This is a genomic window from Bacteroides sp. RTP31139st1_H2_RTP31139_211217 (assembly GCF_040227615.1).
Taxonomy (GTDB): domain Bacteria; phylum Bacteroidota; class Bacteroidia; order Bacteroidales; family Bacteroidaceae; genus Bacteroides; species Bacteroides uniformis.
This window is the reverse complement of sequence record NZ_JBCNZM010000029.1, coordinates 23,536-41,677: the sequence shown is the minus strand read 5'-3', so window position 1 is coordinate 41,677 and position 18,142 is coordinate 23,536. Positions and strand designations below refer to the sequence as shown.

17 protein-coding genes and 4 tRNA genes are annotated in these 18,142 nt (G+C 45.6%); all 21 read right to left on the bottom strand.

All coding sequences use genetic code 11. The features are described 5' to 3' along the window. Nucleotides 1-235 (bottom strand): large ribosomal subunit protein uL3 (locus tag ABUA47_RS07025; protein WP_410520179.1); only part of this gene is annotated, 235 nt, incomplete at its 3' end. A gap of 19 nt (nucleotides 236-254) precedes the next feature. After that, nucleotides 255-560 carry a 30S ribosomal protein S10 gene (gene rpsJ, locus ABUA47_RS07020; RefSeq protein WP_004291244.1) on the bottom strand — a complete coding sequence of 102 codons (306 nt, stop codon included), beginning with the start codon at nucleotides 558-560 and terminating at the stop codon, nucleotides 255-257. An 86-nt stretch (nucleotides 561-646) separates the two neighbouring features. Next, nucleotides 647-2,764, bottom strand: a complete 2,118-nt coding sequence (gene fusA / locus ABUA47_RS07015) for an elongation factor G (protein ID WP_016271993.1) — start codon at nucleotides 2,762-2,764, stop codon at nucleotides 647-649. 58 nt (nucleotides 2,765-2,822) lie between these two features. Continuing rightward, entirely contained in the window at nucleotides 2,823-3,299 is a 477-nt protein-coding gene (rpsG, locus tag ABUA47_RS07010; protein WP_005825710.1) for a 30S ribosomal protein S7, read from the bottom strand. Between the two features lie 155 nt (nucleotides 3,300-3,454). Continuing rightward, nucleotides 3,455-3,856: a 30S ribosomal protein S12 gene (gene rpsL, locus ABUA47_RS07005; RefSeq protein WP_005825712.1), complete on the bottom strand. Its 402-nt coding sequence runs from the start codon at nucleotides 3,854-3,856 to the stop codon at nucleotides 3,455-3,457. A gap of 117 nt (nucleotides 3,857-3,973) precedes the next feature. Further along, nucleotides 3,974-4,285 carry a DUF3467 domain-containing protein gene (locus tag ABUA47_RS07000; protein WP_005825714.1) on the bottom strand — a complete coding sequence of 104 codons (312 nt, stop codon included), beginning with the start codon at nucleotides 4,283-4,285 and terminating at the stop codon, nucleotides 3,974-3,976. 268 nt (nucleotides 4,286-4,553) lie between these two features. Beyond that, nucleotides 4,554-8,849, bottom strand: a complete 4,296-nt coding sequence (rpoC, locus tag ABUA47_RS06995; protein ID WP_008661873.1) for a DNA-directed RNA polymerase subunit beta' — start codon at nucleotides 8,847-8,849, stop codon at nucleotides 4,554-4,556. A gap of 108 nt (nucleotides 8,850-8,957) precedes the next feature. Then, complete coding sequence (gene rpoB, locus ABUA47_RS06990; protein WP_005825717.1) at nucleotides 8,958-12,770, bottom strand: DNA-directed RNA polymerase subunit beta; 3,813 nt, start codon at nucleotides 12,768-12,770, stop codon at nucleotides 8,958-8,960. 105 nt (nucleotides 12,771-12,875) lie between these two features. Beyond that, nucleotides 12,876-13,253 (bottom strand): 50S ribosomal protein L7/L12, encoded by a 378-nt coding sequence (gene rplL / locus ABUA47_RS06985; protein WP_004291279.1) that lies wholly within the window; start codon nucleotides 13,251-13,253, stop codon nucleotides 12,876-12,878. A gap of 61 nt (nucleotides 13,254-13,314) precedes the next feature. Further along, the gene (gene rplJ, locus ABUA47_RS06980; protein ID WP_005825719.1) at nucleotides 13,315-13,836 is read right to left on the bottom strand and encodes a 50S ribosomal protein L10; all 522 of its coding nucleotides are present in this window, start codon (nucleotides 13,834-13,836) and stop codon (nucleotides 13,315-13,317) included. A 15-nt stretch (nucleotides 13,837-13,851) separates the two neighbouring features. Continuing rightward, complete coding sequence (gene rplA / locus ABUA47_RS06975) at nucleotides 13,852-14,550, bottom strand: 50S ribosomal protein L1 (RefSeq protein ID WP_005825721.1); 699 nt, start codon at nucleotides 14,548-14,550, stop codon at nucleotides 13,852-13,854. Nucleotides 14,551-14,565: 15 nt separating this feature from the next. After that, nucleotides 14,566-15,009 (bottom strand): 50S ribosomal protein L11, encoded by a 444-nt coding sequence (rplK, locus tag ABUA47_RS06970; protein WP_005825722.1) that lies wholly within the window; start codon nucleotides 15,007-15,009, stop codon nucleotides 14,566-14,568. A 59-nt stretch (nucleotides 15,010-15,068) separates the two neighbouring features. Then, nucleotides 15,069-15,611 carry a transcription termination/antitermination protein NusG gene (gene nusG, locus ABUA47_RS06965; RefSeq protein ID WP_005825724.1) on the bottom strand — a complete coding sequence of 181 codons (543 nt, stop codon included), beginning with the start codon at nucleotides 15,609-15,611 and terminating at the stop codon, nucleotides 15,069-15,071. A gap of 12 nt (nucleotides 15,612-15,623) precedes the next feature. Beyond that, a complete protein-coding gene (secE, locus tag ABUA47_RS06960) occupies nucleotides 15,624-15,812 on the bottom strand; it encodes a preprotein translocase subunit SecE (protein ID WP_005825726.1) in 189 nt (62 codons plus the stop codon). A gap of 14 nt (nucleotides 15,813-15,826) precedes the next feature. Then, a tRNA-Trp gene (locus ABUA47_RS06955) sits at nucleotides 15,827-15,899 on the bottom strand. Between the two features lie 56 nt (nucleotides 15,900-15,955). After that, nucleotides 15,956-17,140 (bottom strand): elongation factor Tu, encoded by a 1,185-nt coding sequence (gene tuf / locus ABUA47_RS06950; RefSeq protein ID WP_005825727.1) that lies wholly within the window; start codon nucleotides 17,138-17,140, stop codon nucleotides 15,956-15,958. 50 nt (nucleotides 17,141-17,190) lie between these two features. Next, nucleotides 17,191-17,262 (bottom strand) — tRNA-Thr (locus ABUA47_RS06945). Between the two features lie 17 nt (nucleotides 17,263-17,279). Continuing rightward, nucleotides 17,280-17,362 (bottom strand) — tRNA-Tyr (locus ABUA47_RS06940). A gap of 124 nt (nucleotides 17,363-17,486) precedes the next feature. After that, nucleotides 17,487-17,560, bottom strand: a tRNA-Thr gene (locus ABUA47_RS06935). Nucleotides 17,561-17,653: 93 nt separating this feature from the next. Continuing rightward, a complete protein-coding gene (gene hpf / locus ABUA47_RS06930; RefSeq protein ID WP_349831484.1) occupies nucleotides 17,654-17,953 on the bottom strand; it encodes a ribosome hibernation-promoting factor, HPF/YfiA family in 300 nt (99 codons plus the stop codon). An 18-nt stretch (nucleotides 17,954-17,971) separates the two neighbouring features. Beyond that, nucleotides 17,972-18,142, bottom strand: a 171-nt coding sequence (locus ABUA47_RS06925) for a tyrosine-type recombinase/integrase (RefSeq protein WP_349831486.1), incomplete at its 5' end; no start/stop codon positions are given.

The window sequence follows — 18,142 nt, the reverse complement described above, 5'->3', positions numbered from 1 at the left end:
AGTGTTTCTTGGGAGTTACTCCAGCTTTCTTAAAGTGGCCCATCAAAGGCTTTGTAGTGTGCTTCTCCTTCTTGTCCTGGAAGCCCAGCTGAACAGCTTCATAACCGTCCTTTTCTACAGTTTTCACTTGAGTAACAACACAAGGACCTGCTTCGATAACAGTGCATGGTACATTCTTACCCTCGGCACTGAAAACGGATGTCATTCCGATTTTTTTTCCTAATAATCCTGGCATTTCACTTAATTTTTAATACTTACACTTTGATTTCTACTTCCACACCACTCGGCAACTCCAACTTCATCAGAGCATCTACTGTCTTAGCTGTTGAGCTATAGATGTCAATCAGTCTCTTGTAAGAAGAGAGTTCGAATTGTTCACGCGACTTCTTGTTAACGAAAGTCGAACGGTTCACGGTAAAGATACGCTTGTGCGTAGGAAGAGGAATCGGACCGCTAACGATGGCGCCCGTTGTCTTCACCGTTCTTACAATCTTCTCAGCTGACTTGTCAACCAAGTTGTGGTCGTAAGATTTCAGTTTGATTCTAATTTTTTGACTCATTACTGTCTTTAATTATTAAATAGTTATATAAGATGAAGTTCCGCAGGCTAAGAGTCATTCGCTAGCCTACGGGACTTCAAGTTTTTTTAGATTAAGTCAGCACGACCTTTTACTTCCTCCAATACTGCCTTGGCAATAGAGTTGGAAACCTGGGCGTGGTGAGAGTATACCATTGAAGAGGTTGCACGACCAGAAGTGATGGTACGCAATGCTGTTACGTAACCGAACATTTCTGCCAGCGGAACCATTGCCTTCACGATACGTGCACCGGAACGGCTGGATTCCATACCTTCCACCTGGCCACGACGCTTGTTCAAGTCACCGATAACGTCACCCATGTTCTCTTCCGGAGTAACAACTTCCAGCTTCATGATAGGCTCCATCAATACCGGACCTGCCTTAGCACAAGCATTCTTATATGCCTGGATAGCACAGATTTCGAAAGACAACTGGTCAGAGTCAACCGGGTGGAAAGAACCGTCAATCAAGGTTACTTTCAGTGAATCCAACGGATAACCTGCCAACACACCATTCTTCATGGCAGTAGTGAAACCCTTCTGTACAGACGGGATAAATTCCTTAGGAATGTTACCACCCTTCACTTCGTCGACGAATTGCAATCCGCCTTCCTTGAAGTCTTCATCAACCGGGCCGATGTTCACGATAATATCAGCGAACTTACCACGACCACCGGACTGCTTCTTGTAAACTTCACGCAAGTTGACTGTCTTAGTGATAGCTTCCTTATAGTTAACTTGAGGCTTACCTTGGTTACATTCAACCTTGAACTCACGTTTCAGACGGTCGATGATAATATCCAAGTGAAGCTCACCCATACCAGAGATAACTGTCTGACCAGTCTGTTCGTCAGTCTTAACTGTAAACGTCGGATCTTCTTCAGCCAGCTTAGCCAAGCCATTTGACAGTTTATCCATATCCTTCTGAGTCTTAGGCTCAACTGCGATACCAATTACCGGTTCCGGGAAGTCCATAGACTCCAATACAATCGGTGCAGTTTCGTCACACAATGTATCACCAGTATGTATATCCTTGAAACCTACGCCAGCACCAATATCACCAGCACCGATAACTTCTACCGGATTCTGCTTGTTTGAGTGCATCTGGAACAGACGGGATACGCGTTCTTTCTTACCAGAACGAGAGTTATAGATATAAGAACCAGCCTCAATCTTACCGGAATAAACGCGGAAGAAAGTCAAACGACCTACATACGGGTCTGTTGCAATCTTAAATGCCAAAGCAGAAGTCTTTTCGTCTTCGCTCGGTTTACGGTCTTCTTCAGCACCAGTTTCGGGGTTTGTACCGATAACGTTCTCTGTATCCAGCGGAGAAGGCAAGAATGCACACACGTAATCGAGCAATGTCTGTACACCTTTGTTCTTGAATGAAGAACCGCAAAGCATCGGAACGACAGCCATTTGCACTGTTGCGTTACGGAGAGCTCTCAAAACCTCTTCTTCTGTAATGGTAGAAGGATCATCGAAATATTTCTCCATCAAAGCATCGTCAAACTCAGCCACTTTTTCGAGCATCTTATCTCTCCATTCGTTAGCTTCGTCTACCAGATTTGCAGGAATTTCTTCTACTGTATAGTCAGCACCCATTGTTTCATCATGCCAATAGATAGCTTTCATTTTGATAAGGTCTACCAGACCTTTGAAAGATTCCTCAGCACCGATAGGAACGACGATAGGACACGGATTAGCACCCAAAACGTCCTTCATCTGGCGGACTACCTCAAAGAAGTCAGCACCCGAACGGTCCATCTTATTAACGTAAGCGATACGCGGTACGTTATATTTATCAGCCTGGCGCCAAACTGTCTCAGATTGCGGTTCAACACCACCTACTGCACAATAAGCAGCAACGGCACCATCAAGAATACGCAAAGAGCGTTCTACCTCAGCGGTAAAGTCAACGTGCCCCGGAGTGTCAATCAAGTTAATTTTATAAGTATCACCGGCATATTTCCAACGAGTGGTAGTAGCAGCAGAAGTGATAGTGATACCACGTTCTTGTTCTTGCTCCATCCAGTCCATTGTAGCGGCACCATCGTGTACCTCACCGATTTTGTGGGTCAAACCCGTGTAAAACAAAATACGTTCAGAAGTCGTTGTCTTTCCGGCATCGATGTGGGCCATGATACCGATATTACGTGTCAAATGTAAATCATGCTTTGCCATTTTCTAATTCCCTTACTTTAAGTTTTTTAATCTTCTAATTGGTTAGTCTCTTATAGTATTAGAATCTGAAATGAGCAAATGCACGGTTAGCTTCTGCCATTCTATGCATATCTTCTTTACGTTTGTAAGCACCGCCCTGTTCATTGAAAGCATCCATGATTTCGGCAGCCAGCTTATCAGCCATTGATTTACCGCCACGCTTACGTGCAAAGATAATCAAGTTCTTCATGGAAATTGATTCCTTACGGTCAGCACGGATTTCTGTAGGAACCTGGAAAGTAGCACCACCCACACGGCGAGACTTAACTTCCACTTGAGGAGTCACATTATCCAGAGCTTTTTTCCAGATTTCAAGAGCGGATTTCTCTTCGTTCTGCATTTTGTTCTTCACTGTTTCCAACGCAGCATAGAAGATTTCATAAGAAGTGTTCTTCTTTCCATCGTACATCAAGTGATTCACGAACTTGGAAACTTTTACATCATTGAACACGGGATCCGGAAGGATAACGCGTTTTTTTGGTTTTGCTTTTCTCATTTGTCTGAAAGAATAATGTTTTTCGTTCTTGGTTGTTTACTTCTGTCTTCTTCAACTCTCCCTCCGGAGAATTTACTCAACCTTTAGCATTTCCAACAAACTAAAACGTAAGTTATTACTTTAAATTTTCCTATTTTGGGAATCAGGCCACCAGATTATTTCTTCTTAGCAGGAGCTGCTTGACCCGGTTTCGGACGTTTTGCGCCGTATTTGGAACGTCTTTGTGTACGACCTGCAACACCTGCAGTATCCAAAGTACCACGTACGATGTGATAACGCACACCCGGAAGGTCTTTTACACGACCACCACGTACCAACACGATAGAGTGTTCCTGCAAGTTGTGACCTTCTCCCGGAATATAGGAGTTCACCTCTTTACCATTGGTCAAACGTACACGAGCTACTTTACGCATAGCTGAATTCGGCTTCTTCGGAGTGGTTGTATACACTCTCACGCAAACGCCACGTCTTTGAGGACAAGAGTCCAAGGCTGGAGACTTTGATTTCTCCACCAGCACTTCGCGTCCTTTTCTTACTAATTGCTGAATTGTAGGCATTTTAATTGTTTTTAGTTATATATTATTGTTTATATTAATTCAAAACTATACACTTTTGGGCTGCAAAGATACTAATAAGTTTTGAATAATCAATGCACTACAAGTTTTTTTTTGATTTTACGCTTCACCCTTGATATTGGGAAGAGGCGGAAATGTTTGTTCGTCCGGCATGCGAATCAGTCCGAAAGCGCGTTCATATTTCCCAATATTCTCTTCGAGTGCACGCAGCAAACGCTTGGCATGTTCGGGTGCCAAAACTATGCGCGATTGCACGCCAGCCTTTGGCATTCCAGGCATCACGCGGATAAAGTCGAGAATAAATTCCGAACTGGAATGAGTTATAATAGCCAAATTGGCATATGTACCTTGCGCCACTTCTTCCTTCAATTCTATCTGGAGTTGACCGTTGTTGTTTTCTTGATTTTCCATGTTGCACAATTGTTTTTAAAATGTTCTTAAAAGATAGACCAAAAGTACTCTTTTTTTTCGGATGATATACATTTAAGCTCAAAAAGACACATAATAATCCGTTCTGAAAAAGGAGCAAGCCACTGCAACCGTTTTGCAGTAGCACTGTAACAAACATACAGAAGCATTGCAGTACAGAAGGAAGAGGCAAAGACAAAACAGAGAGGGAATACTCCTTCTTATAGGATATTCCCTCTCTATTTAATAGAATTATATTGACGTTGTAAGGCTATCCCTCTACTTTCTCGTCTACAGCATAATCAAGTACCGTCTTCTTGTTGGCAAGCATACGGTCGTACTCTTCTTTGGAGCCAACGATAATCTTCTCGAACTCGCGTTGTCCGGTACCGGCAGGAATCAGGTGACCGCAAATTACGTTCTCCTTCATACCTTCCAGACGGTCCACCTTTCCGTTGATGGCAGCCTCGTTCAGTACCTTCGTCGTTTCCTGGAAGGAAGCAGCCGACATGAAGCTTGAAGTCTGCAATGCAGCACGGGTGATACCTTGAAGAATCTGAGTAGAAGTCGCAGGTACAGCGTCGCGCACTTCCACGGGTTTCAAGTCGCGGCGTTTCAACATGGAGTTCTCGTCACGCAGCTTGCGAGCCGTCACAATCTGGCCAGCCTGCAGACTCTGGGAATCTCCAGCATCCACTACCACCTTCTTTCCCCAGATACGGTCGTTCTCTTCCATGAATTCCATCTTGTCAACAACTTGCTGTTCCAAGAAGCGGGTATCACCTGGCTCGTCGATTTCCACCTTGCGCATCATCTGACGAACGATGATTTCAAAGTGCTTATCATTAATCTTCACACCCTGCAGACGGTAAACGTCCTGAACCTCGTTCACAATATATTCCTGCACGGCCGTAGGACCTTTGATAGCCAGGATGTCCGCAGGTGTGATAGCACCGTCAGACAACGGAGTACCGGCGCGTACATAGTCGTTCTCCTGAACCAGAATCTGCTTGGACAACGGTACGAGGTACTTCTTCACTTCACCGGTCTTGGAAGTAACGATGATTTCGCGATTACCGCGTTTCACCTTACCCATGGTAACCTCACCGTCGATTTCTGAAACCACAGCAGGATTAGACGGGTTACGTGCCTCGAACAACTCAGTGACACGGGGAAGACCACCCGTGATATCACCCGCTTTACCTACGGCACGCGGAATCTTCACGATAACTTCACCGGCCTTTACCTTCTGACCGTCTTCAACCACTACGTGGCCACCTACTGGCAAGTTGTATGTACGGATCAGTTCGCCGTCTTCTGTCATGATGTGTGCGGTAGGCACCTTCGTCTTATCCTTAGACTCAATGATGATGATTTCGCGCAAACCGGTAGATTCATCAGACTCTACCTTATAAGTCACGTTTTCAATAACGCCTTCAAATTCAATCTTACCGGTAGCTTCGGTAATGATAACCGCGTTGAACGGGTCCCAACGGGCAATCATCTTGCCTTTCTCTACCATTTCACCATCGGCTGCATAGAGCGTAGAACCGTAGGGTACATTATGAGTGGAAAGCACAATACCCGTGTTGACATCCACAAAACGCACTTCGGCCAAACGGCCTACCACTACCTTTGCCGGTTCGCCTGCTTCGTCGATAACGTCTACCGTACGGAGTTCTTCGAATTCCAGACGGGCAGGATTCTTGGCCACGATGCTTGCGTTGGCAGCAATATTGGCTGCCGTACCACCGGCATGGAATGTACGCAGTGTCAACTGTGTACCCGGCTCACCGATAGACTGTGCAGCGATTACGCCGACTGCCTCGCCCTTCTGAACCATACGGCTGGAAGCCAGGTTACGTCCGTAACACTTGGCACAAACACCTTTCTTGGATTCGCAGGTCAATACAGAACGGATTTCAACGCTCTCGATTGGAGAGTCTTCAATGCGTTGTGCAATGTCCTCGGTAATTTCCTCACCGCCGGCCACAATCAGTTCGCCAGTTGTAGGATGAACAATATCATGTACGGATACACGACCCAGGATACGTTCATACAGAGTGGCAATGGTTTCATCATTGTTCTTCAGTGCCGTACAAACCAATCCGCGGAGCGTGCCGCAGTCTTCTTCATTAATAATCACATCATGCGATACGTCAACCAGACGACGGGTCAGGTATCCGGCATCGGCCGTCTTCAAAGCGGTATCGGCAAGACCCTTACGGGCACCGTGGGTAGAGATAAAGTACTCCAACACGGACAGACCTTCCTTAAAGTTAGAAAGAATCGGGTTTTCGATAATCTGACCGCCTTCGGCACCTGCTTTCTGGGGCTTCGCCATCAAACCACGCATACCGGAGAGCTGACGAATCTGTTCCTTAGAACCACGGGCACCGGAATCCAGCATCATGTATACAGAGTTGAAACCCTGGTCGTCGCTTGAAATGGTTTTCATCAGGATGTTGGACAACTCAGAGTTCACGTGCGTCCAGATATCGATTACCTGGTTGTAACGCTCGTTGTTCGTGATGAAACCCATGTTATAGTTATTGATTACCTGCTCTACTTCATCATAACCTTTCTGTACTAATGCTTCCTTCTCTTCCGGGATAATGATATCGCCCAAGTTGAACGACAAACCACCCTTGAAGGCCATGTAATAACCGAGGTTCTTGATTCCGTCGAGGAAGTCGGCTGCCTTGGCAACACCACACACCTTGATTACGTGACTGATGATGTCTCGGAGTGACTTCTTGGAGATAATCGTATTGATATATCCTGCTTCTGCCGGAACAATTTCGTTGACAATGACACGGCCCACGGAGGTATCGTGCATCATCTTGTCCACAATGTTACCATTCTCGTCAACGTCTTTCACTATTACGCTTACCGGAGCATGGATGTCGCACTTACCTTCATTGTAGGCAATCAGCGCTTCCTCAGGACCGTAGAATGTCAGGCCTTCACCCTTGGCACCCTTGCGCAGCTTCGTAATATAGTACAGACCAAGTACCATATCCTGAGCAGGCACAGTGATAGGAGCACCGTTGGCAGGGTTCAATATATTGTGTGACTGGAGCATTAGCATCTGTGCTTCCAGAATCGCTTCGTTGCTCAACGGCAAGTGCACGGCCATCTGGTCACCGTCGAAGTCGGCATTGAACGCCGTACATGCCAACGGGTGCAGCTGGATTGCCTTACCTTCAATCATTTTAGGCTGGAATGCCTGGATACCCAGACGGTGAAGTGTCGGGGCACGGTTCAACAGCACCGGATGCCCCTTCATCACGTGTTCCAAAATGTCCCAGATAACGGGTTCCTTGCGGTCTACAATCTTCTTGGCGCTCTTTACCGTCTTCACGATACCACGCTCAATGAGCTTACGAATGATGAACGGCTTGTAAAGCTCGGCTGCCATCAGTTTAGGGATACCGCATTCGCCCATCTTCAGCTCCGGACCTACAACGATTACAGAACGTGCGGAATAGTCGACACGCTTACCCAACAAGTTCTGACGGAAACGTCCTTGCTTACCCTTCAAACTGTCGGAAAGTGACTTCAACGGACGGTTAGCGTCGGTCTTCACTGCACTCGATTTACGGGAGTTATCAAACAGAGAGTCGACAGCTTCCTGCAACATACGTTTTTCATTACGCAAAATCACTTCAGGAGCTTTGATTTCAATCAATCTCTTCAGACGGTTGTTACGGATGATGACACGACGGTAAAGGTCATTCAAGTCAGAAGTTGCGAAACGGCCGCCATCCAATGGGACCAACGGACGAAGTTCGGGTGGAATAACCGGTACAATGCGTACAATCATCCACTCGGGCTTGTTGCGTCCGCGTGATGCACGGAACGACTCAACTACCTGAAGACGTTTCAGAGCTTCGGTCTTGCGTTGCTGTGAAGCATCGCTTCCGGCACGGTTACGCAGTTCGTAAGACAAAGAGTCAAGGTCGAGGCGTGACAGCAAATCGTAGATAGCTTCCGCGCCCATCTTGGCAATGAACTTATTGGGATCTGAATCTTCGAGGAACTGGTTGTCTTTCGGCAACTTTTCCAGCAAGTCCAGGTATTCTCCTTCTTCAAGCAAGTCATACTGTGCCACTTCATCGGACAGTACACCCGGCTGAATGACAACATAACGCTCGTAATAGATAATGGCATCCAGCTTCTTGGTGGGCAAGCCCAACAAGTAACCGATTTTGTTGGGAAGTGAACGGAAGTACCAGATGTGAGCCACGGGCACAACGAGCTGGATGTGTCCCATACGCTCACGGCGCACTTTCTTTTCAGTCACTTCCACACCACAACGGTCGCAGACGATGCCTTTGTAACGGATACGCTTGTACTTACCGCAATGGCACTCGTAATCCTTGATAGGACCAAAGATGCGCTCGCAGAACAATCCGTCGCGTTCGGGCTTATACGTACGATAGTTGATGGTTTCAGGCTTTAAAACTTCACCACTCGAATTCTCAAGGATTTCCTCAGGAGAAGCCAAACCGATAGAGATTTTCGAGAAATTACTCTTTATCTTGTTATCTTTTCTAAAAGCCATAAATTTATTTAATTGATAATTGACAATGGAAAATTGAAATTGAAAAACTGAAAACCGATAATTGAGAATGGTAACTTGCATTATCCACTCTCAATTATCAATTATCCATTATTCTAAGTTGATGCTCAAGCCCAAACCTCTCAACTCGTGCAGCAATACGTTCAGTGACTCGGGGATACCCGGAGCAGGCATCGGTTCACCCTTCACGATTGCTTCATAAGCCTTGGAACGTCCTACAACGTCATCAGACTTGATAGTCAGGATTTCCTGCAGAATGTGTGCGGCACCGAACGCTTCGAGTGCCCAAACTTCCATTTCTCCAAAACGCTGACCACCGAACTGTGCCTTACCACCCAACGGCTGTTGCGTAATGAGTGAGTACGGACCGATGGAACGTGCGTGCATCTTGTCTTCAACCATGTGACCGAGCTTCAGCATGTAAGTCACACCTACCGTAGCCTGCTGCTCGAATGCTTCACCGGTACCACCATCATACAGCGTTGTCTTGCCGTAGCGAGGCAAGCCGGCCTTATCGGTCCATTCGTTCAAATCGTCCAAAGATGCACCGTCAAAGATAGGAGTGGCAAACTTCACGCCCAGGTTTTTTCCGGCACGCCCGAGAACGGCCTCGAATATCTGACCGATGTTCATACGTGAAGGCACACCCAACGGATTCAGCACGATGTCTACCGGAGTACCGTCAGCAAGGAACGGCATGTCTTCCTGGCGTACCACACGGGAAACAATACCCTTGTTACCGTGACGACCGGCCATCTTGTCACCGACACCAATCTTACGTTTCTTGGCAATGTATACCTTGGCCATCTGAATGATACCTGCGGGCAACTCGTCACCGATAGTGATGGCGAACTTCTTGCGTTTCAGCTCGGCATCGAGTTCCTTGTACTTCTTGATGAAGTTCATCACCAATGCACGAATCAGTCCGTTGGTATGTTCATCCTTCGTCCAGTTGCTCAACTGAACAGCGGTGAAGTCCAAATCGCTGAAGTCGGAAGCAGAGAATCTGGCGCCTTTGGAAATAATGTCGGCACCCATGTAATCCTTCACACCTTCCGATGTATAATTTTCTGTAAGCTTCAACAGCTTGTTTATCAACACTTTCTTGAGGTCACCAATCTTAGCGTCGAACTCATCGTCAATCTTCGGTAACAGAGCCTTGTCGGCCAGCTTGGAGCTGCGGGTCTTGACAACACGGGAGAACAGACGCTTACCGATAACAACACCCTTCAAAGAAGGAGAGGCTTTCAAAGAAGCATCCTTCACATCACCGGCCTTGTCACCGAAGATGGCACGGAGCAGTTTCTCTTCCGGAGAAGGATCCGATTCACCCTTCGGAGTAATCTTACCGATAAGGATATCACCCGGTTCGATGCGGGCACCCACACGAACAATACCGTTTTCGTCAAGGTCTTTAGTCGCTTCCTCACTTACGTTAGGAATGTCAGAGGTCAACTCTTCCATACCACGCTTCGTTTCGCGAACTTCCAAAGAATATTCTTCTACGTGTACAGAGGTCAAAAGGTCCTCACGAACCACACGTTCATTCAGTACGATAGCATCCTCATAGTTATAGCCCTTCCACGGCATGTAAGCAACCAGCAGGTTCTTACCCAGTGCAAGTTCTCCGTCTTCGGTTGAATAACCTTCCGTCAGGATTTGACCTGCAGTCACGCGCTGACCCTTCTCGCAAATCGGACGGAGGTCAATCGTCATATTCTGGTTGGTACGGCGCCACTTCGGGATATTATATTCTTTCAATGCAGGCTCGAAGCTTACGAACTCTTCCTCCTCCGTACGGTCGTACAGAATACGGATAGTCGTTGCATCCACGAATTCAACCACACCGTCACCCTCGGCAGTAATCTGCGTACGAGAATCGCGTGCCAGCTGGCGTTCGATACCGGTACCTACAATCGGAGCTTCGCTCTTCAATAAAGGAACAGCCTGGCGCATCATGTTTGATCCCATCAATGCACGGTTGGCGTCATCATGCTCCAAGAACGGAATCAAAGAAGCCGCAATAGAAGCAATCTGCTGGGGAGATACGTCCATCAATTCCACCTCGGAAGGAGGAACCACCGGATAGTCGGCATCCTGACGGGATTTTACTTTATCACGTACAAAAGTACCGTCATCGTTCAAAGGAGCATTACCCTGAGCAATAATCTTGGCTTCCTCTTCTTCTGCGGTGAGGTAAACCAAACCTTCGTCAGAAAGATCAACCTTACCCTCTGCCACCTTGCGGTACGGAGTTTCAATGAAGCCAAGTTCATTGATTTTCGCGAACACACAGAGTGAAGAAATCAAACCGATGTTCGGACCTTCAGGAGTCTCGATAGGACAAAGACGTCCGTAGTGAGTATAGTGTACGTCACGAACCTCGAAGCCTGCACGCTCGCGTGACAGACCGCCGGGACCCAGGGCAGACATACGGCGCTTGTGAGTAATCTCGGCCAGCGGGTTGGTCTGGTCCATGAACTGTGACAAAGCATTCGTTCCAAAGAATGAATTGATAACGGAAGAGATTGTCTTGGCGTTAATCAGGTCAATCGGAGTAAAGACTTCATTGTCACGGACGTTCATACGCTCGCGGATAGTACGCGACATACGTGCCAGGCCGATGGCAAACTGATTGGACAACTGTTCGCCCACTGTACGCACACGACGGTTGCTCAAGTGGTCGATATCGTCCACATCCGCTTTCGAGTTAATCAACTCGATGAGATATTTGATAATTTCGATAATATCTTCCTTGGTAAGGACACGCACGTCCATATCGGTCGTCAAGTTCAACTTTCTGTTGATACGATAACGGCCTACATCACCCAGGTCATATCTCTTCTCTGAGAAGAACAGGTTATTGATAACCTCGCGTGCACTGGCATCATCGGCAGGGTCTGCATTACGCAACTGGCGGTAGATGTAGAGTACAGCTTCTTTTTCCGAGTTACTCGGATCCTTCTGCAGAGTATTATATATGATAGAATAGTCAGACTGGTTCGGTTCTTCCTTGTGTACGAGGATATTCTGAACGCCCGACTCTAATATAATGTCAACATGTTCCGGCTCGATTACAGTTTCACGGTCAATAACGACTTCGTTACGCTCGATGGAAACAACTTCACCGGTATCTTCGTCTACAAAATCCTCAATCCATGTTTTCAACACACGTGCGGCCAACTTACGTCCCACCATCTTCTTGAGGTTCGTCTTGTTCACCTTCACGTCTTCCGCCAAATTAAAGATCTCGAGAATGTCCTTGTCATTCTCAAAACCGATGGCTCTCAGCAAAGTGGTAACCGGCAATTTCTTCTTACGGTCAATGTACGCATACATGACGTTGTTGATGTCGGTGGCAAACTCAATCCACGAACCCTTGAACGGGATGATACGGGCTGAGTACAACTTGGTACCGTTGGCATGTACGCTCTGTCCGAAGAATACGCCCGGTGAACGGTGAAGCTGGGATACAACCACACGTTCCGCACCGTTGATGACGAATGTTGCCTTATCCGTCATGTAAGGAATAGGACCGAGGAACACGTCCTGGATGACCGTGTCAAAATCTTCGTGGTCGGGGTCGGTACAATATAATTTCAATTTTGCCTTCAAAGGCACGCTATATGTAAGCCCTCGCTCTATACATTCATCAATGGTATAGCGCGGCGGATCAATATAGTAGTCCAAAAACTCAAGAACAAAATTATTTCTTGTATCGGCAATGGGGAAGTTTTCAGCAAATACTTTATACAGTCCCTCGTTCTTACGCTTCTCGGGTGGGGTGTCCAGTTGTAGAAAGTCTTTGAATGACTTCAATTGTACTTCCAGAAAATCCGGATATTCAAGCGGATTCTTAGTCGAAGCAAAATTAACTCTTTGATTTACAGTATTTGAAGACATCTGTTAATGGATTTGTAGAACTTAATTTTAAATATATACACAAAAAGGTTAAGAACCCTTTTCACGAAGGGTTCCTAACCGAATTACCTGATTTACAGGCTAATGTTATTTAAGTTCAACTTCAGCTCCAGCTTCTTCCAATGTTTTCTTCAATGATTCTGCTTCGTCCTTAGCCAAACCTTCTTTTACTACGCTAGGAGCACCGTCTACCATGTCCTTAGCTTCCTTCAAGCCAAGACCGCAAGCTTCCTTAACGGCTTTAACTACCTGAAGTTTAGCTGAGCCAGCGCTCTTCAATACTACGTCGAAAGAAGTCTTTTCTTCTGCGGCAGCAGCACCACCGGCTGCAGGACCAGCAGCAACAGCTACAGCTGCAGCAGCAGGTTCAATACCATATTCTTCTTTCAGGATTGTTGCAAGTTCATTAACTTCTTTTACTGTCAAGTTAACTAATTGTTCTGCAAAAGCTTTCAAATCTGCCATTTTTGTATGATTTTTAATTGTTTAAATACTAAATAAATTGATATAATTCTTTTTCCGAAATTTACGCTTCGGGACGTTCACCAAGAGTCTTGAGAACTCCGTGGAGGGTGTTACCACCTGATTGCAGAGCAGAAATAACATTCTTGGCCGGTGACTGCAGCAATGCAACGATATCGGCAATAACTTCATTCTTACTCTTGATACTTACGAGAGCATCCAACTGGTCAGCACCAACATAGAAGCTTTCTTCTGCATATGCAGCCTTCAGTCCGGGAATACCGTTCTTAGCCTTATCTTTAATCAACTTGGCCGGAGCGTTAGCAACGTTGCTGAACATTACGGCAGTTGTACCTTTCAGAGAACCATAAAGCGGAGAAAAGTCTTCTTCCAGGCTCTCCAATGCCTTGTGAAGCAATGTATTCTTAACTACCATCAATTTGATGTCAGCCTTGAAACATTCTCTTCTCAACATGCTGGTTGTAGCAGCATTCATGGCAGTGGTATCCACCAAATAGAAGTGACCGTATTCCTTCACTGTAGCAGCAATCTGCTCAATAATCGTACTTTTATCTTCCTTTCTCATTATTACTCCGTTTTATTAGATTTCTTCTACTGTTTTCGGGTCAATCTTGATGCCCGCACTCATCGTGCTAGAAAGATAAATACTCTTAATATATGTACCCTTGGCTGCAGTCGGTTTCAATTTATTCAAAGTAGAGATGAATTCTTTCGCATTGTCGCGAATTTGCTCAGCGCTAAATGAAACTTTACCGATAGAAGTATGAACAATACCGCTCTTGTCAACCTTAAAGTCGATTTTGCCTTGTTTTACTTCTCTTACAGCTTTAGCAACATCCATAGTTACAGTGCCACTCTTGGGGTTAGGCATCAATCCACGAGGACCGAGCACACGACCGAGTGCACCAATCTTACCCATGATGGACGGCATAGTGATAATCACATCAATATCAGTCCATCCACCTTTGATCTTTTCAATATATTCGTCAAGACCAACATAGTCAGCTCCGGCTTCTTTTGCAGCAGCTTCAGCATCTGGTGTACAAAGCACCAAAACGCGTACAACCTTACCAGTACCGTGAGGAAGTGATACAACACCTCTCACCATCTGGTTGGCCTTACGCGGGTCAACGCCCAAACGTACGTCGATATCCAGAGAAGCGTCAAACTTGGTATAAGTGATTTCCTTTACCAACTGAGCAGCTTCCTTGAGAGAGTATGCTTTCCCTGCTTCAATTTTTTCTGCAGCCAACTTTTGATTTTTTGTCAGTTTACCCATTCTAATTGAAGTTTATTAATTATTAACCGGGAACTCCCCTTTTACAGCGATACCCATACTTCTAGCTGTACCGGCAACCATTTTCATGGCAGCTTCTACAGTGAAACAGTTCAAGTCAACCATTTTGTCCTGAGCAATCGTACGAACCTGTTCCCAAGTGATCTCGGCAACTTTCTTACGGTTAGGCTCAGCAGAACCACTCTTTTGCTTCGTCACTTCCAACAACTGGATAGCCACGGGAGGAGTCTTGATTACAAAATCGAAAGACTTGTCTGCGTAGTAAGTGATAATCACAGGAAGAATCTTTCCTGCTTTGTCTTGGGTTCTGGCGTTGAATTGCTTGCAAAACTCCATGATATTGATACCCTTGGAACCCAATGCAGGTCCTACTGGGGGTGATGGATTTGCCGCGCCTCCTTTAATCTGTAATTTGATTAGTCCAGCAACTTCTTTAGCCATTTTCTAATTGATTTATATATATAAACATTAATGAAGAATACTACAGCGTAACACCTGCACTATTCTTTTTCAACTTGCATAAAGCCCAATTCGAGCGGAGTCTTCCGTCCGAATATCTTGACCATGACCTTCAGTTTCTTCTTCTCGGTGTTCACTTCTTCAATGATTCCACTGAATCCACTGAACGGACCGTAATTCACCTTTACAGTCTCGCCGACTACATACGGGATACTCAAGTCTTCACCTGATTCCTGCAATTCGTCGACCGTACCAAGTATACGATTCACTTCCGACTGTCTCAGAGGTACGGGTTTTTCCGAACCACCCAAGAACCCTATCACATTAGGAGTATTTCTCAGATGATGAGCAACCTCACCCACCAGAGCAGCCTCCACCAAAACGTAACCAGGGAGATAACTTCTCTCTTTCACAATTTTCTTACCATTGCGAACCTGATATACCTTTTCGGTAGGAATCAATACCTGAGATACGTAATCACCAAGGTCGCTGTTTTTAATATCAGCTTCAAGGTATTCCTTTACCTTAGCTTCTTTTCCGCTAATAGCACGCAAAACGTACCATTTCTTTTCAATCTCAGACATTTCTCCTTACTTTTAATGTGGATAAACAAATTCCATCAGATGCTGGAAACAGAAGTCCATCGCAAATACTACCACTGCAATTAGTAGGGAAGCATATAAAACAACTACTGCACTGTTAGTAAGTTCAGAATACGTAGGCCACGACACTTTATGAACAAGTTCGTCGTAAGTTTCTTTAAAATAAGCTACAATCTTCTTCATTTCAAAAATATTAGCACGGGAGGAGAGGCTCGAACTCCCGACACCCGGTTTTGGAGACCGGTGCTCTACCAACTGAGCTACTCCCGTTTGTACATAATCAGTTCCCGATGTATACCGGGAACTGATTAAGATTATATTGGTTATTAGTCAAGAATTTCAGTAATCTGACCAGAACCTACTGTACGACCACCTTCACGGATAGCGAAACGCAAACCTACGTTCAATGCTACCGGGTAGATCAGTTCTACAGTGATTTCTACGTTATCACCAGGCATTACCATTTCAGTTCCTTCCGGAAGAGTGATTTCACCTGTACAGTCCATAGTACGCAGATAGAACTGAGGACGGTATTTGTTGTGGAACGGAGTGTGACGACCACCTTCTTCTTTCTTCAAAACGTAGATAGAAGCTTTGAACTTAGAGTGAGGTTTAATCTGACCGGGCTTACAAAGAACCATACCACGTTTGATTTCGTTCTTGTCGATACCACGGAGCAACAGACCTACGTTGTCACCAGCTTCACCTTGATCCAGCAACTTGCGGAACATTTCAACACCAGTTACAACAGACTTCTTGTCTTCACCCAAACCGAGGATTTCAACTTCGTCACCTACATGGATAACACCAGCTTCGATACGACCAGTAGCTACAGTACCACGACCAGTGATTGAGAATACGTCTTCAACCGGCATCAAGAACGGTTTGTCAATATCACGCGGAGGCAGAGGAATCCAAGTGTCGCAAGCATCCATCAGCTCCATAACCTTCTCTTCCCACTTTTCAACGCCATTCAACGCACCAAGAGCAGAACCCTGGATGAACGGAGTGTTGTCGCCGTCGAATTCGTAGGCTGAAAGCAGTTCACGCATTTCCATTTCAACGAGTTCCAACATTTCAGCGTCGTCTACCATGTCACACTTGTTCATGAATACAACCAGTCTCGGTACGTTTACCTGACGAGCCAGCAAGATATGCTCACGAGTCTGAGGCATCGGACCATCAGTAGCAGCAACTACGATGATAGCACCATCCATCTGAGCAGCACCAGTTACCATGTTCTTTACGTAGTCGGCGTGACCCGGGCAGTCTACGTGAGCGTAGTGACGGTTAGCTGTTTCATACTCTACGTGAGAAGTGTTAATAGTGATACCTCTTTCCTTTTCTTCAGGAGCGTTATCGATAGAATCGAAAGAACGCAATTCAGAAAGACCTTTCTTTGCCAACACTGTAGTGATAGCAGCTGTCAACGTGGTTTTACCGTGGTCAACGTGACCAATTGTACCAATGTTTACATGCGGTTTGGTACGTTCGAATTTCTCTTTAGCCATAGCTTTACTTGTTATTTATTTGATTAATAATCAGCTTTTACATCTTTGTGAGCTGTTACCGGGACTTGAACCCGGGACCTCTTCCTTACCAAGGAAGTGCTCTACCGCTGAGCTATAACAGCAAGGAGAATAAGAGTTGTGGGCAAAGATGGATTCGAACCACCGAAGGCGTAAGCCAGCAGATTTACAGTCTGCCCCATTTGGCCACTCTGGTATTTGCCCCTACATTACAAAAAGAACTCTTTTCCTTACTAAATCATCGCAGAGTGAACTTTACCCGGACGATTTCCGTTCTCATATCATCTCCACCTCGTGAAGAAAGACTCATTCCACTCATCCTTGAGCGAGCCTCTTGTCGGATTCGAACCAACGACCCCGAGATTACAAATCACGTGCTCTGGCCAACTGAGCTAAAGAGGCAAGCTAAAAAATGCAACCGTAACGTTCATAGTGTGAGCGAAACGGCTGCAAATTTAGGCATTTATTTTTTACCCGCAAAATTTTAGCGGAAAATTATTTGCTCCGTTGCTTTTCCTTGTACTTAACCAGCTGTTTTTCCAAAGCTTCCAGGCATAAATCCACTGCTTCTTCAAACGTATCACAAACCTTGTTTGCATAAAACTCGCCATTGGGAACCAATACTTTCACTCCGGCTTCTTTATTTTCGGCTGTTTCTGGTTTTACTCCCTTTAATGACACCTCTACTTTCTTTATATCGTCGTAAAATTTCTCCAACTTAGCAACTTTCTTTTGAACGAAAGACTGCAATTGCTCTGACGCATCAAAGTGAATCGATTGAATTCTTACTTCCATACTTACCTCCTTTTTACTTTAGGCTCGGGGATGAGCCTGATTATACACTTTTTTAAGCTCTTCAAAAGTAGTATGCGTATAAACTTCCGTTGTCGCCAGACTCTCGTGCCCGAGGAGTTCTTTTATCGAGCCTAAATCAGCACCATTGTTCAGCATAGCCGTTGCAAAGGTGTGCCTCAGCACGTGGGG

Excerpts from the sequence above, each read along its gene's own strand:
- rpsJ (WP_004291244.1), bottom strand. The coding sequence starts at position 560 with ATGAGTCAAAAAATTAGAATCAAACTGAAATCTTACGACCACAACTTG.
- fusA (WP_016271993.1), bottom strand. The coding sequence starts at position 2,764 with ATGGCAAAGCATGATTTACATTTGACACGTAATATCGGTATCATGGCC.
- rpsG (WP_005825710.1), bottom strand. The coding sequence starts at position 3,299 with ATGAGAAAAGCAAAACCAAAAAAACGCGTTATCCTTCCGGATCCCGTG.
- rpsL (WP_005825712.1), bottom strand. The coding sequence starts at position 3,856 with ATGCCTACAATTCAGCAATTAGTAAGAAAAGGACGCGAAGTGCTGGTG.
- ABUA47_RS07000 (WP_005825714.1), bottom strand. The coding sequence starts at position 4,285 with ATGGAAAATCAAGAAAACAACAACGGTCAACTCCAGATAGAATTGAAG.
- rpoC (WP_008661873.1), bottom strand. The coding sequence starts at position 8,849 with ATGGCTTTTAGAAAAGATAACAAGATAAAGAGTAATTTCTCGAAAATC.
- rpoB (WP_005825717.1), bottom strand. The coding sequence starts at position 12,770 with ATGTCTTCAAATACTGTAAATCAAAGAGTTAATTTTGCTTCGACTAAG.
- rplL (WP_004291279.1), bottom strand. The coding sequence starts at position 13,253 with ATGGCAGATTTGAAAGCTTTTGCAGAACAATTAGTTAACTTGACAGTA.
- rplJ (WP_005825719.1), bottom strand. The coding sequence starts at position 13,836 with ATGAGAAAGGAAGATAAAAGTACGATTATTGAGCAGATTGCTGCTACA.
- rplA (WP_005825721.1), bottom strand. The coding sequence starts at position 14,550 with ATGGGTAAACTGACAAAAAATCAAAAGTTGGCTGCAGAAAAAATTGAA.
- rplK (WP_005825722.1), bottom strand. The coding sequence starts at position 15,009 with ATGGCTAAAGAAGTTGCTGGACTAATCAAATTACAGATTAAAGGAGGC.
- nusG (WP_005825724.1), bottom strand. The coding sequence starts at position 15,611 with ATGTCTGAGATTGAAAAGAAATGGTACGTTTTGCGTGCTATTAGCGGA.
- secE (WP_005825726.1), bottom strand. The coding sequence starts at position 15,812 with ATGAAGAAGATTGTAGCTTATTTTAAAGAAACTTACGACGAACTTGTT.
- tuf (WP_005825727.1), bottom strand. The coding sequence starts at position 17,140 with ATGGCTAAAGAGAAATTCGAACGTACCAAACCGCATGTAAACATTGGT.
- hpf (WP_349831484.1), bottom strand. The coding sequence starts at position 17,953 with ATGGAAGTAAGAATTCAATCGATTCACTTTGATGCGTCAGAGCAATTG.